Origin of the sequence: Yoonia sp. SDW83-1 (assembly GCF_046762885.1) — a bacterium.
In the GTDB taxonomy this organism is placed as follows: Bacteria; Pseudomonadota; Alphaproteobacteria; order Rhodobacterales; family Rhodobacteraceae; genus Yoonia.
Map to the genome: position 1 here is coordinate 42,023 of NZ_JBKQXO010000018.1, position 14,801 is coordinate 56,823.

The window sequence follows — 14,801 nt, forward strand, 5'->3', positions numbered from 1 at the left end:
CCACAAGCTATCATCAGGCTTATTCGGCCCAAGGACAAGGTGCGAATAACAGCAACATCAGACCCACCGCTTTCTATACGATCGGGGTGCAGGCTTGGAATTCCGGAAAATTGATACACTATTGTGTCATTAAAAATCACATGCTACGCAAAACCACTGTATTTGTTTTGACGGGCCGCGCATGGATCACACCGCCCTTTGCCACAGCGATCACCGGATTGCCCGTACCACGGGGATGACCGCTGGCGTCGGGGCATATCGCCGTCATTCAGGCAAGGCGGGGCGCCGCGCCGAATTTCTTTGTACAAAAGAATCCAATCTGTTGACATCATTGACATCCCGGAGGGACGATCAAACCAGTTAAACTGCCTTACGACATAAGAAAGACAGGCACCGGAGGAGGGTCGCCTGCGACAACATAGGGAGGTTCTGCAATGTCGGTCCTGTTCGGCCTGCTTTGGCCGCTAGAGCGCATCAACAATGTCGTGCTTGCCATTGGCAAGTTTATCGCCATTGCAGCATTGGCCGTCATGGTCTGCCTGATCCTAGGACAGGTGTTTTTCCGCTACATCCTGAACGACGCCCCGAACTGGACCGAGGAAGCCGCGCGGTTCGGTATGCTCTGGATGACCGGTCTGATGGCGCCGCTGGCTTACCGGATGGGCGGTTTCGTTGGAATCGACATGCTGGGGCGGGCGCTCCCTCGCGTCGCTGCCGGCGTTCTTGGCCTGATCCTGATGTGCATCACCATGTGGGTGCTTTTCGTGGCGTGGGATCGCGGGCTGAACAACCATCTTGATACGATTTCCGGCCGCGGCTGTTCCTCCACCCTGCGCTGGCCATTCGGGATCGAGATCGGCAAATGCGGCGACAAGTTCCAGAACCGCTTTCAATATGCATCGCTCTGGGTTGGGGTGAATCTGCTGATCCTCGTCAATCTGGAACTGATCATCCGGCAAATCATCATGCTGGCGGGCCAAGGCAACAAGCTGACCTCGCTGACCCCAGAAGAAGAAATCGCGGGGTCTTCCTGATGCTGCTCTGGTTCCTGCCGCTTTTCCTGCTCCTGATCATGATCGGCCTGCCGGTCGTCTTTGCCCTGCTCGCCTCGCCCATAGCGCTCATCATGATCGAAGGTGACACGCGCAATGTGGTCGCCGGGCTTTATCGCAACCTTTACACCGGGATGGACAGTTTCCCCCTGATGGCCCTGCCCTTCTTCATGCTGGCCGGCGAAATCATGAACCGGGGCGGCATCACGCTCCGCCTCGTGGAATTCAGCCAGGCCTTCATGGGACATTTGCGGGGGGGGTTGGCCCACGTGAATATCCTGTCGTCGATCCTGTTTGCAGGCCTCTCAGGGTCGGCGGTGGCCGACACATCGGCCCTCGGTTCCACACTGATCCCGGCGATGGAAAAGAACGGCTACAGCCGCAAATTTGCCGCCGCCGTCACCGCCGCAAGCTCTGTCATCGGGCCAATCATCCCGCCATCGGGGATCATGATCATCTACGCCTATGTCATGGGCGAAAGCGTCGCGGCGCTATTCCTGGCAGGGATCGTGCCCGGCGTGATGGTCGGGATCGGGCTGATGCTGGTGGTCCGCCTGATGGCCGACCGGTACGACCTGCCCAAGGCTGAACGGATCGTGCGCAAGGACCAGACGATCACGCCATTGGAAAGCTGGGTCAGCTTTTTCCTGATCCGGATCAATATCGCCGCCCTGCTTTACGCCGTTTCAGGCATCGTCACCCGCTTCATACCGCAAGAGGTGAATGGCTGGCTGATCTTCCTCATCGCACTACCCATCGCTCATGTGATTACGCAGACCATCAAGGCGCGGGTCAGCCATGATTTCCGCATCGTCTGCAAAAAAGCCATCGCGCCCCTGCAGACCCCCATCATCATTCTGGGCGGTATCCTTGTCGGGGTCTTTACCCCGACGGAGGCCTCGGCCGTTGCCGTGGCCTACGCGCTTGTGGTCAGCTTTTTCGTCCTGCGGTCGATGAAAACCGGTGACCTGCTCGAAGTGCTGGCCAAATCCGCCCTATCGACCTCAGCCGTGCTGCTGCTGGTGGGGGCTGCGGTGTCGTTCAAGACGGTGGTCAGCCTGTCCTACGCCCCGCAAATCCTGTCCGATTACATCCTGTCACTCTCGGAAAATCCGCTGATCCTGCTCTTTCTGATTAACCTGCTTTTGTTCGTGGTCGGCATGTTCCTTGATGCCGGGCCTGCCATCATCATCCTGGGGCCAATCCTGGGACCGATCTTCGTGGATCTGGGGGTTCACCCGGTCCATTTCGCGATCATCATGTCGGTCAACCTGACCGTCGGGCTGGCCACCCCGCCGATGGGGCTGGTATTATTTGTGGCCAGTACGGTGTCCAAGGAAAAGGTCGAAACGATTGCCAAGGCGATCATGCCATTCCTCGCCGTGGAAGTCCTCGTGATCTTCCTCATCACCTATGTCCCCGCCATTTCGATGACGGTGCCATACCTGACCGGTTTCCTGGGCTGCGGCCCGGAGGTCGGTTTCTCCGCTTGTATCAGCCCCGCGCCGGTACCAAACTAACAGCATAAATCAGGGAGAGTATAATGCTGAAAACACTAACCAAAGTGGCCGCCACGGCCGCACTTCTGGCGACGCCATTCGCCGCATGGGCGGACGGGCACCAGGAATTCACCATCCGCGCCACGGCCAACTCCAACGAAAACGACGAGGACTATGACGGTCTTGTCGTGTTCAAGAACTACGTTGAAGCCGCGTCAAACGGACGGATCGGCGTGGAACTCTTCATCGGCACCCAGCTTTGCGCGACGGGTGCGGAATGCCTTGAAGGGGTCTCCGAAGGCTCGATTGACGTCTACATCTCCACCTCCGGCGGTGCGGCTGGCATCTTCCCTTACGTGCAGGTCCTCGACCTGCCCTACCTGATGGCCAATGACCGGGTCGCCGAGCATGTGCTGACATCCGACTTCGTGCGGACAATGCGGGACATGGCGCTGGAAGACAGCGACAACACGATCCGCCTGATGACGATCGGTAACACCGGCGGCTGGCGCAACTTTGCCAACACGCAGCGGCGCATCGCGGCACCATCCGACATGGAAGGTCTGAAAATCCGCACCGTGGTTGCCGACCTTCCGCAGGAACTGGTCCGCGCATTGGGCGGCTCGCCGACCCCGATCCCATGGCCCGAGCTTTTCACGAGCTTCCAGACCGGCGTTGTTGACGGCTCCAAAAACGGGATCACCGACATCATGGGCATGAAATTCCCTGATGCGGGTCTGCAATATCTGACGCTGGACGGGCACGCCTATATGGGTGCGCTCTGGTGGATGTCGAACGAAAACTTCATGGCGATGCCAGAGGACCTGCGCCGCGTCGTGGTTGACGGCTTTGCCGAACTCCAGCAGGCCACATTCGCGTCACCCAAGCGCAAATCCATCGAAGCCTACCAGGCCTTCGTGGAAGGTGGCGGTGACCTCTATGTGCCAACACCCGAGGAGAAAGCCGCCTTCGCCGAAGCCGCCGCCCCCGTACAGGACTGGTTCCGCGAAAACGTGGACCGGGGCGACGAAATCCTCGACGCGCTAATTGCAGCAGTCGGTGATGCAGAGGCAGAGATCAACGGGGCTTATGCAAGCGATCTGAACTAAGTCGCGCGAATACTTAGAAGGGGCTGCCATCTAGGCGGCCCCTTTTCTATCTCCGGTGCATATGAAACCTTGGGGAATGGCAGTATTGAACCCTTACTGACCGATGCCACAGTCTGCGCGAACACCTGCTTGTGTACAAATTGCCAGATGGTTCACCTAAGAGCTCTCGGCACGATCAACGAACGGCTTGGACTATGACTGCCTCAAGCACTGGGTTAGCCCCATGCTGTCAGAGAACATTGAGACATCGTCAAAGCTAAAAATATGCCTCTGGGCGCCGTCGAAGTAAGATACGATTAAGACGTCTCCATTGACTTCGTACTCCCCAGGTATGTTCATTTTCCCAGCCAAGTCTGGCGAGTTATCAACCATCTCTTGCGTTACGAAATCTAAGATTACCAAACCATTGTCTTTGAACGCCAGCTTTGCGTCAAACTGGCCGTTTTGGGTTAGACACAAGTAATTACCCTGTATTTCCTGACTCCAAGCAAGGCTAGGCGCAGCGACGCATATTGCCAAACAAACACTAGCGAATACCTTTTGCATCTTATTTTCCTTGAATTTCGAGCGCTAAAGCCCCGTTACGTTGTCTATAGCCGACGCGTGATACAACTGGAAGTCGTCATTGACCACGACACCATGAATGGCTCGCGTGTCCAAACGGGCCGTCATTCACCGAAACGGATACATCCACACCCGGTAGTCATCCACCAGCACCTCCGCCCGCGCGCGTTCTTCCGTCGTCAGCCGGGGCGTAATCTCCTCTAGCGAATCCAGCGCGTCAGGGTCCCCGCCTATTGCCGACAGGGCGTACCACAGATAGGCTCTGACCAGATCAGGCGCGGGCAATCCCCGGCCCACTTCGTAATACCAACCCAAGCCCGATTGCGCCCCCGGATGCCCTTTCATCGACGCCCGCAGATACCAGTCAAACGCCCGCTCATCGTCGCGTTCGACGCCCAGACCCATGGCGTACATGACCCCGATCAGTTCTTCGGCATCCGCATTGCCCGACCGCGCGTAAATCTCGAAAAGCGCGCGCGCCTCTTCAAACTGCCCCGCCTCCATCAGATCGCGCGCCGTTTCCATATCGGCTTGCGCCGGGACCGCCAGACAGGCCCAAAACCCGATTGCCAGACAGAGGGTCCGACGCAAGTCCGACGTTTTGCCGACGCTTTGCATACCGCTGTTTTCCTCCTGATTGCTGGGACCGGCATCGCCACCGCCCAGACGATTTCGGCGGATGATTACATCCCGGTCGATCCCGCACAAGCCCGCATCGGGCAGCTGCTGTTCTACGATAAGATACTGTCAGGCAACAAAAATATCTCCTGCGGCACCTGCCATCACCACGATCATGCGGGCACCGATGGTCTGTCACTCGGCATCGGCGAAGGCGGCGTTGGCGTTGGTCCTGAGCGCACCGCTGGAACTGGCCTAGACGCAATCCGCAAACGGATCCCCCGCAACGCGCCAAGCCTTTGGAATCTGGGCCATAATTCTGTACGGGTTCTGTTCCACGATGGTCGCCTGACCGCATCTGATATCTACGGCAACGGCTTCGATTCCCCGGCCGAGGAATGGCTACCCCAAGGCCTGGACAACCTCCTGGCCGCGCAGGCATTGTTCCCGATGACATCCCAGTTCGAGATGGCAGGGAACCCCGGCGAAAACGATGTAATCGGTGCCGTGCGCAACCGGATCGACCGGGGCTGGCCCATCATCGCCAAACGGGTGCGGACCATCCCGGACTACGCGGGCATGTTCATCCAAGCCTTTGATCATATTGAAGAACCCGGCGACATCACCATCGTAGAGATCGGCAATGCCCTGGGCGCATTCATCGCCAGCGAATGGCAAAGCCACGACAGCGCCTACGACAAATGGCTCACCGGCGCGCCCCTGCTCGATGCTGCCGAGCGGGGCCGTCAGCTCTTCTTTAACAATCGCTGCGCATCCTGCCACGCGGGTCCGCTGTTCACTGATCAGGAGTTTCATGCGCTCGGCCTGCCCGCCTTCGGCCCCGGGCGTACGCGACCCTTTGATCCGATCCCGCGCGATGTGGGGCGAATGGGCGAAACAAACCTGCTGGTGGATGCCTATAAATTCCGCACGCCATCTCTGCGCAACGTGGCTTTAACTGCACCCTACGGGCATAACGGTGCCTTTCCGACGCTAGAGGCGATGATCCGCCACCATATGGACCCTGCGCTGTCACGGTCCCGCTGGACACTGGCAGATGCGGCGTTGCCCGACGCGCCCTGGCTTGCGCATGTGGATGGCGCAATCATGCAGGACGCAGCCGAGATGCAGCGTCAGGCAGGGGCGCAGGATTTGCATGGCCTCAACCTGACGGACGATGAAATCGATGATCTGGTCGCGTTCCTGAACGCACTGACCGGCGAAACCGCTCTGACCCGCCCTCTTGGACGACCCGAAACGGTGCCAAGCGGCCTGCCGGTCGACTAGGCCTCTGGAAAAAAACAGGCGACGCTGTGCGCCGTCTTTTCCGGCTCTGGTCGTTCGGTGCGGCATCGATCCTGCGCCTTCCAGCAGCGGGGTGCGAACGGGCAGCCATCGGGTATAGCCAGCGGCGACGGCAATTCTCCCGTCAACTTGATCCGCTCCTTGTTGGCATCCGGATTGGCGCGGGGCGTCGCGGACAAAAGCGCCTTGGTATAGGGATGGCGCGGCGCGGCAAAGAGCGCTTCCTTCGGCCCCTTCTCAACCACACGGCCCAAATACATAACGATCACATCATCGGCCACATGGCGCACCACCGAAAGGTCATGGCTGATGAACAGATAGGCCAGTTGCAGCCGGTCCTGCAATTCAGTCAGCAGGTTCAGGATCGCGCTTTGGATCGACAGATCAAGCGCCGAAACAGGTTCGTCCAGCACCAGCACTTTCGGGTCTAGCATCAGCGCCCGGGCCACCGCGATGCGTTGGCGCTGGCCACCGGAAAACATATGCGGATAGCGGTCGTAGTGTTCTGGACGCAAGCCAACCAACTGCAGCATTTCCCGCGCTTTGGCTTCGCGTTCGGCCCAAAGCATGTTCGGTCGGTTGATGACCAATGGCTCCTGCAGAATGGCCCCGATCCACTGACGCGGGTTAAGCGATCCGTAAGGGTCCTGGAACACGATCTGCACGGACTGGCGCAGACTGGCCCAGTCTTCACGCCGCACCGGTTTCCCATCCAGCATCAGCGATCCGGCGGTCGGTTCCTCGATCATTGCGACCATGCGGGCCAGCGTTGATTTGCCGCAGCCGCTTTCACCGACAACCGCCAGCGTCTTGCCACGCGCCAGCGTGAAATCCAGCCCTGCTACCGCCTCAAGCGTCCGCTTGGGCCTCAGCAATCCACCGCTGACGGCGTAATGTCTTTGCAGCCCGCTCGCCTCGACCACACTTGTCATGACGCGATCCTTTCATCGGCGTTCAGCGGATAGTGGCATCGGGCCTGCCCCACATCCTCGCCCCGTGGCTTGGGCGGCATGGTGCGGCAAGTCTCGTCAGCAAAACGGCAGCGGGGCGAAAACAGGCAGCCCGCAGGCCGGTCAAACTGCCCGGGCACGACACCGGGGATCGTCGGCAATAGCTGTTCAGTCGCGCGCTCTGGCAATGCGTCCAGCAAGGCGGCCGTGTAGGGGTGATGCGGATTGCGGAACAGCGGGCCAACCGGCTGTTCCTCGATCTTCTGACCCGCATATTGCACGCTGACACGCTCTGCCGTTTCTGCAACGACCCCCATATCATGGGTGATCAGGACAAGGCCCATACCAGTCTCTTCGCGCAGCGACGCCAGCAGATCCAAAATCTGCGCTTGAATGGTCACATCCAGCGCCGTGGTGGGTTCATCCGCGATCAGCAGCTTTGGTTTGCAGGCAATCGCCATCGCAATCATGATCCGCTGGTTCATGCCCCCGGACAACTGATGCGGAAAGGCGGAAAGGCGCTTTTCCGGATCGGGAATGCCCACCTGCTCCATCAATTCGACGGCGCATTTTTGGCGTTCGGCACGGCCCAACCCCATATGGATGCGCAACGCTTCCTTGATCTGCCAACCGACCGTGAAACAGGGGTTCAATGACGACATCGGCTCCTGAAAGATCATCGCCAGATCATTGCCGATGATGTGCCGGCGGTCGCGTTTGTCCATGCGCAACAAATCGCGGCCATCAAAGGTAATCTCGTCCGCTGTCACCGTCGCGGTCCACGGCAGAAGACCCATGAGCGCCAGCATGGAAACGGACTTTCCCGATCCGCTTTCACCGACAATGGCCAGGATTTCACCCGTATCCACATCCTGATCTACCGCATCAACGGCCCGGAACTGGCCGGATGCGGTAGCGAAATCGACACATAGGTTTCTGATCCGCAAAAGTGGCATGGCTCAGCTCCGCTTCAGTTTCGGGTCAAGCGCATCGCGCAGCCCGTCACCCATCAAGTTGATCGCCAGAACCGTCACCAGAATGGCAAGACCGGGGAACGTGACAACCCACCAAGCGCGCAGGATGAACTCACGCGCCTCCGCCAGCATGGTACCCCATTCGGGCGTCGGCGGTTGCGCACCCATCCCCAGAAAGCCAAGGGCGGCCGCATCCAGGATCGCGGTCGAAAACGATAGGGCTGCCTGCACGATGATAGGGGCCAGACAGTTGGGCAGCACGGTGACAAACATCAGCCGGAAGAACCCCGCCCCGGCAACCCGCGCGGATGTCACGTAATCCTTCTGCTTTTCGGCCAAAACGGACGCGCGGGTCAGGCGCACGTAATGCGGCTGCAACACAATGGCGATAGCGATCATCGCATTGGTCAGTGACGGCCCAAGGATCGCCACCAGCACAAGCGCCAGCAACAGCGACGGGAAGGCCAGGATCACATCCATGATCCGCATGATGATCGTGTCCAGCCATTTCGGCGCAAAACCCGCGATTAATCCAACAATGATCCCGCCAGAGGCTGCGATGCTGACAACAACGATGCCCACGAAGAATGAAAACCGCGCCCCGACAATCAGCCGCGAGAGCATATCGCGCCCCAGCGGATCGGTGCCCAGCGGATAGGTCCAACTACCGCCCTCCTGCCAGAATGGCGGCTGCAAGGTGGCATCGCGAAACTGTGCTGTAGGATCGTGCGGTGCAATCCAGGGGCCAAACAAGGCGAGAAAGGCAAAAGCCGCAAAGATCCACAGCCCAATCACAGCGCCCCGGTTTTCGCGGAAATAGAACCAGAACTCCCGCAGGCGTCCGGGCCGTTCGGCGGTATCGGCTGACAGGGTCACAGTCATCAGCGTTTCCTGATCTTGGGGTTGATGACACCGTACAGCATATCGACGGTCAGGTTCACGATCATCACCATCACGGCAATCAGCAGCAGCCCACCCTGCACAACGGGATAATCGCGGCGAAAGATGCTATCGACCATCCACTTGCCGATGCCTGGCCAGCTGAAGATCGTCTCGGTCAAAATCGCCCCGGCCAGCAGCGTGCCGACCGACAGACCAATCACGGTGATCACCGGGATCAGGGCGTTGCGCAGCGCATGCACGCCATTGATCCGACCGGGCGACAGCCCCTTGGCGCGGGCGGTGCGAATATAGTCCTCGCCAAGGACCTCCAGCATGGCAGACCGCGTTTGGCGTGCAATGACCGCTAGTGGGATGGTTCCCAGAACAATTGTCGGCAGGATCAGGTGACGCACAGCTGACGTGAAGGCCCCGCTCTGCCCCGATGCGATGCTGTCGATCAGCATGAACCCCGTGGCATTTGGAAAGTAGTAGATTAGGTCAATCCGGCCCGACACCGGCGTCCATTGCAGATTGCCGGAAAACACGATGATCAACAGCAGTGCCCACCAGAAAATCGGCATCGAATACCCGATCAGCGCCGTGGACATCAGCGCCCGGTCAAAGAATTTGCCACGGTTCACCGCAGCAATGACCCCCGCAGGCAAGCCCAGCACCACGGCAAAGATCATCGCACAGATCGACAATTCCAACGTGGCAGGGAACAGCGCGAAGAACTCGTCCCAGACCGGTTTCTTGGTCACAAATGAATTGCCCAGATCCCCCTGCAGAACCCCAGTCAGATATTCCCAGAACTGCACATACATCGGGCGGTCGAACCCGAACTGGGCAGACAATTCGGCATAACGTTCGTCGGTCAATCCGCGCTCACCAGCCATGACGATGATCGGGTCACCGGGTAATACGCGGATAAAGGCAAAGGAAATCAGTGTGACCCCGATAAATGTCGGCACAAAGGTTAGCAGACGGCTCAGGACATAGTTCAGCATTTCAGCACCGTCAGCTCCTTCGGGAATTGCGTCAGCGAGGTGCAGCCATCATCGGTGATCAGCACATCATCCTCGATCCGCACGCCGAAATTATCGATCTCATAAAGGCCCGGTTCATTTGTATAGACCGTCCCGGCAGGCAAAACCATATGGTTGCCGCGCACGATATAGGGGGCCTCATGCACCTCTCGGCCCAGCCCATGCCCGGTCTTGGTGCGGATGCGGTCGGCAAAAGGTGACGCCTCAAGCACGCCGATCACCGCATCGTCGATCTGATGGGCTGTCACGCCGGCCCTTGTTACTTCAAACCCCTTCAGGTTCGCGCGCAGCACCGTGTCATAAACTGCCTGCGCCTCATCAGTGGCGTGATCCAAAAACACGGTCCGGGTGATATCGGCACAAAACCCATGTTTGCGCGCGCCGAAATCCAGCAGCAGCGCATCGCCCGCCTTCACTGCATGATCCGCACGCGCCTTCGCATGCGGACGGGCAGAACCATCACCTGCGGCGACAATGGGATGAAACGACTGATCCTCGGCCCCTTCGGCAAAAAGCGCCTGGATCAGGGTCTGTTCGATCTCCTTTTCAGTCTGGCCAATCCGGACGCTGTCCAGCGTCTTGGCCAACGCACGTTCCGAAATAGCAATCGCATCTGTCAGCGCCGCGATATCCTGCGGCGTCTTAATCATTCGCAGCCCGGAAATCTCGCGCTCTGCATCGATGATCTGCAGGTCCGGCTGCGCCTTCAGCATCGCGTGATGGACAAACACACGCATCACCTGCCCTTCGACGGCAACAGATCGGATCGACAGATGATCCATCAGCGCGGCAAAGACCGCGTCATAGCCATCCTGATCGCGCCAGTCGAAAACGGCGCCATCGAACCCGACGAGATCCCAGCTTCGCAGTTCGAGATTGGGCACAAGTGCGGCAGGTGCGCCTTGAGTTGGAATAACCATCAAGAAAGGCCGCTCATGGCTCATGAACACATGCTCAAAGGCGCGCGTAAAATTCGGGCCGGGCACAAGCGCCACGGCGTCCAAACCAAGATCGGCAGCAATGCCGGCATAGGCGGCCATACGGTCTGAAAGAGACTGTAACAAGGGATAGGGCCTTCAATGGGATGGGGGCGGCAACCGGGCCGCCCCCAACATGTCTTGATCGCTTATTGCGACAGACCAACCTGGTTGAAGATATGGCCACCCAGCGGGTGCACAACGTAACCTTCAACTTCGGGGCGCATGGTCATGTAGACGACCGAATGGGCGATGGTGGCCCAAGGCGCCTGTTCCTTAAAGATCACCTGCGCCTGCTCATAAAGCGGCTGACGCTCTTCCTGCGTTGGCAAAACCTTGGCCTGTTGGATTAGGTCTTCGAACGGCTGGTGGCACCACTGGGCACGGTTCGAATTTTCGCGACCATCACAGCCCAACAGCACAGCAAGGAAGTTGTCGGGATCACCATTGTCCCCGGTCCAACCCAACAGTACGGCACCGTCACGGTCCAACTCGCGCGAACGGGACAGGTATTCACCCCATTCATAAGACACGATCTCGACTTCGACACCCACATTGCTGAAATCTTCCTGAATCAGCTCAGCCATGCGTCGGGCGTTCGGGTTGTAGGGTCGCTGCACAGGCATGGCCCAGATTTTCATCGACAGATCAGTAACCCCTTCGGCCTCCAGCATCGCTTTGGCAGTTTCTGGATCATACGGATCATCGACAATCGCATCGTTGTAGGACCACATGGTCGGCGGGATCGGGTTTTTGGCAATCTGGCCAGAGCCCTGGAAGACCACGTCGATGATCGCCTGCTTGTCGATCGCCATATTCAGCGCGCGCCGAACATTAACATTGTCAAATGGGGCCTGAGTTGAGTTGTAGGCCAGATAACCAACGTTCAGGCCTTCCTGCTCCATCACCACGATGTCCGACGCGTCCTTCATGGCCTGCACATCGGCAGGGTTGGGATAGGCCATCACGTGGCATTCACCGGCCTGCACCTTTTGATAGCGGACCGACGCATCGGGCGTGATCGCGAAAATCAGCGCTTCGACCTTGGCCGGATCACCCCAGTAGTCATCATTGCGCAGATACCGGATCACGGCGTCCTTCTGATAGGCCTGGAACTTGAAGGGACCGGTGCCAATCGGGGCCTGGTTCATCATCTCGGGTGTGCCCGCATCCAGCATGGCCTGCCCGTATTCAGCCGACACGATTGATGCGAAATCCATTGCCATGTTGGCAATGAACGGTGCTTCGGGACGGGTCAGGTTGAACTGGACCGTGTAGTCGTCGACCTTTTCGATACTGTCGACCAGATCGGGCATCGACATGCCGTCAAAATATTCCCATGTCCCGCCCGACACACCGTTATAGGGATGGTCGTCGTTCTTCTGTCGGTTGAACGAAAAGATCACATCGTCAGCGTTAAAGTCACGCGTCGGGGTGAACATATCGTTGGAATGGAATTGAACCCCCTGCCGCAGGCTGAAGGTGACGGTCATGCCGTCCTCTGACACCTCCCAGCTTTCGGCCAGGGCCGGGATCACCTCGGTCGTGCCCACCTTGAACTCGGCCAGACGGTTGTAGATCGGGTGGCTCGAGGCATCAAAAGTGGTGCCTGCGGTGTAAAGCGCCGGGTCAAATCCTTCCGGCGATCCTTCGGAGCAATAGACCAGCGATTGCGCGGATGCCGCGGACGCGCCAAGTGCGGCCATCAGCAACCCTGTGGCCAGTTTTTGTTTAAGAGACATTTGTTTCCTCCAACTGTCGCTTATCGCGGATGGCACAAGAATCGTGGTCTTGCGCCGCATGTACGGCGTGACACCCCGATGTAATGGAACCCCCACGGTTTTTGGTTGACGCGCGAACGGTGCGCCGCGCGAATAATCGCATACGATCACGATTGCCCCGCGATGCCAAGCACATTGTCGCTGGGTCAACGCGGGTGCTGTGCTCGCAATGAGATTCAGTGACGCAGACGCGATTTGGGTTTGCAGGCCTACCCTGCTGTGGCACTCGCAATGGCACGCGGATCGCGCTTCCAACCCGCAACGGCTCATTGCCGCAGCGAAAGATCTTATCTCGCAGAAGTATAGTGAGAAGCCAAAAACTTCGGTGACGCGGCGCTCGAACTGATCGAAAGCAAGCGTCTTTGTTGGAAAAGCGCCAAGCACGCTGCTTAATGGGCTTCGCCTCTCGAAGCCTACGTACTCTCCAATATCGGCGGCATATCTTGGGATCACATCAATGCCATTCCGCACTTCAATCGAAAAGGTTGCTTCGTGTATTCCTCAACTTTGCAAGGAATGCCGGTTTAAAGCAAACTGCACGCGTATTCAGCGGTAGCTGCTGAAAGCAACGCTGACATCGTACCAACATGATTGGCAGATGATATGCCTCGGACGTCTTAACGATCCAAGGGCTAGTCCACGCTGATTTGTAATGGGACATGACGATACTTCCCAACACATAGGTCAAGGTGGATCCGTACCACGCAGAATGTTTTTGCGATCCGACGTTGGTTCGCGCTAAATGGCGAGATGGTTCCAAAGGCACTTCATGCATTCTGTCTGATCATGCGTCGCGGTTCATTGGTAGGGGCTGCGACCGATATGAACCTCAGCCAGCCTGCAGTGTCGCGCATGATCACCAATCTTGAACATGAACTTGGCTTCACTCTTTTTCATCGCGACAGGCGAGCCTTAAGACCCACAGACGAGGCGAGGCGCTTCTTTCAGGAAGCCGAACGCATTCTTGCCGGTATTGAGCAGCTGTCCGATATCGCCAGCGACATTCGGAAGGGCACTGGTCAGCAGGTGCGGGTTGTTGCGATGTCCCGGCTGGCAAATAGCGTGCTGCCGCGCGCAGCAATTCGGTTTCGCGAGGCCAATCCAGACATCGCGTTGACCCTGGAAACGCATCACCGTCGCGAAATGGAACGTTGGCTGACGGGGCGCCAGTTTGATGTTGGGTTTGGTCCATTGCCCATTGAAAATGTTAAACTTGATATCCGCCCACTTGGCAGCACCCAGGCGGTTGTTGTTCTGCCCAAGGACCACTTTCTTGGCGCACGCGAGAAAGTATTGATCAGCGATCTTATTGATGAAAACTTGTTGGCCTTGACACCTGATACGTTGTTGCAACAACAGATCGCCGCAGCCTTTATGGTCGCTAATGTGAAACCGCGCATTGGCATGCACACCTCGTCATCTTTGATCGCGGTCAACCTGGTGGCACAGGGATTTGGATACACGATTACTGACGAGTTTACCGCGATGTGCGCAAACGGGCCTGTCGTGGTGCGGCCCTTAGTCGACCGATTGACGCTGGATTATGGTATCCTCACACCGCTCGGCGCGGCGATATCACCTGCGACAGAGGCTTTTATCGATTGCATGAAGAACGCTTTTTCTGCTCTGAAAATCGTTGATGCAGATACGACATGACCTTTGGGGCTTTCAGTCTCCGCGAGCCGTCTTTGCGACAATCAATTGATTCTTGATCTGCTTAGCGGACTTCAGAAAACCGAATTAACTCTTGCGTTTTTTGCAAGATAATGTCCGAAGATTAAATCTTTCTGACACAATTAAAGCCAAATCTCCCGAAAAATGAAGTGCTGAACCTGTGGTCGGAATACGGCCGCAATTCTCGAACCGAAATTGGTAAGGAGCCAGCAGAATGTATTGGACGAGTAGGAAAAACCTTTTGGTGGGAACGGCTATGTCGCTTCTGGCAACATCGGCCTTCGCACAGACTGTGACGTTGACGGCGTTGAATGCTGAGATGTCGATTGAGGGTGAGTTGTTGGGGTTTGATGGTGAGACCTATACGATC

General features: G+C 57.8%; 12 protein-coding genes. 5 read left to right on the forward strand and 7 right to left on the reverse strand.

The window, feature by feature from the left end:
• The first annotated feature begins 434 nt into the window (after positions 1–434).
• The 3 genes from ACFWW4_RS19055 to dctP are packed head-to-tail and all read left to right on the forward strand — an operon-like array spanning position 435 to position 3,660.
• Entirely contained in the window at positions 435–1,034 is a 600-nt protein-coding gene (locus ACFWW4_RS19055) for a TRAP transporter small permease (RefSeq protein WP_411892305.1), read from the forward strand.
• Positions 1,034–2,572, forward strand: coding sequence for a TRAP transporter large permease (locus ACFWW4_RS19060; RefSeq protein ID WP_411892306.1), 1,539 nt, complete (start codon positions 1,034–1,036; stop codon positions 2,570–2,572). Before ACFWW4_RS19055 ends, ACFWW4_RS19060 begins: the two co-directional genes overlap by 1 nt.
• 23 nt (positions 2,573–2,595) lie before the next feature.
• Complete coding sequence (gene dctP, locus ACFWW4_RS19065) at positions 2,596–3,660, forward strand: TRAP transporter substrate-binding protein DctP (RefSeq protein ID WP_393927048.1); 1,065 nt, start codon at positions 2,596–2,598, stop codon at positions 3,658–3,660.
• Positions 3,661–4,332: 672 nt separating this feature from the next.
• Here the strand turns inward: dctP and ACFWW4_RS19070 are convergent.
• Positions 4,333–4,749, reverse strand: coding sequence for a tetratricopeptide repeat protein (locus tag ACFWW4_RS19070; protein WP_411892317.1), 417 nt, complete (start codon positions 4,747–4,749; stop codon positions 4,333–4,335).
• Between the two features lie 87 nt (positions 4,750–4,836).
• Here ACFWW4_RS19070 and ACFWW4_RS19075 point away from each other — a divergent pair, with 87 nt between their 5' ends.
• Positions 4,837–6,129 (forward strand): cytochrome-c peroxidase, encoded by a 1,293-nt coding sequence (locus ACFWW4_RS19075; RefSeq protein WP_411892307.1) that lies wholly within the window; start codon positions 4,837–4,839, stop codon positions 6,127–6,129.
• Here ACFWW4_RS19075 and ACFWW4_RS19080 read toward each other — a convergent pair.
• The 6 genes from ACFWW4_RS19080 to ACFWW4_RS19105 form a co-directional block, all read right to left on the reverse strand.
• Entirely contained in the window at positions 6,126–7,079 is a 954-nt protein-coding gene (locus ACFWW4_RS19080; RefSeq protein ID WP_411892308.1) for an ABC transporter ATP-binding protein, read from the reverse strand. The genes ACFWW4_RS19075 and ACFWW4_RS19080 overlap by 4 nt on opposite strands.
• Complete coding sequence (locus tag ACFWW4_RS19085) at positions 7,076–8,053, reverse strand: ABC transporter ATP-binding protein (RefSeq protein WP_411892309.1); 978 nt, start codon at positions 8,051–8,053, stop codon at positions 7,076–7,078. Before ACFWW4_RS19085 ends, ACFWW4_RS19080 begins: the two co-directional genes overlap by 4 nt.
• 3 nt (positions 8,054–8,056) lie before the next feature.
• The gene (locus tag ACFWW4_RS19090; RefSeq protein WP_411892310.1) at positions 8,057–8,953 is read right to left on the reverse strand and encodes an ABC transporter permease subunit; all 897 of its coding nucleotides are present in this window, start codon (positions 8,951–8,953) and stop codon (positions 8,057–8,059) included.
• Positions 8,953–9,960 (reverse strand): ABC transporter permease subunit, encoded by a 1,008-nt coding sequence (locus ACFWW4_RS19095; protein ID WP_411892311.1) that lies wholly within the window; start codon positions 9,958–9,960, stop codon positions 8,953–8,955. Before ACFWW4_RS19095 ends, ACFWW4_RS19090 begins: the two co-directional genes overlap by 1 nt.
• Entirely contained in the window at positions 9,954–11,039 is a 1,086-nt protein-coding gene (locus ACFWW4_RS19100) for a M24 family metallopeptidase (protein ID WP_411892318.1), read from the reverse strand. The genes ACFWW4_RS19095 and ACFWW4_RS19100 overlap by 7 nt, the downstream gene beginning before the upstream one ends.
• A gap of 86 nt (positions 11,040–11,125) precedes the next feature.
• Positions 11,126–12,718 (reverse strand): ABC transporter substrate-binding protein, encoded by a 1,593-nt coding sequence (locus ACFWW4_RS19105; RefSeq protein WP_411892312.1) that lies wholly within the window; start codon positions 12,716–12,718, stop codon positions 11,126–11,128.
• A 789-nt stretch (positions 12,719–13,507) separates the two neighbouring features.
• Between ACFWW4_RS19105 and ACFWW4_RS19110 the strand changes: the two genes are divergently transcribed.
• The gene (locus tag ACFWW4_RS19110) at positions 13,508–14,413 is read left to right on the forward strand and encodes a LysR family transcriptional regulator (RefSeq protein ID WP_411892313.1); all 906 of its coding nucleotides are present in this window, start codon (positions 13,508–13,510) and stop codon (positions 14,411–14,413) included.
• The last annotated feature ends 388 nt before the right edge of the window (positions 14,414–14,801 follow it).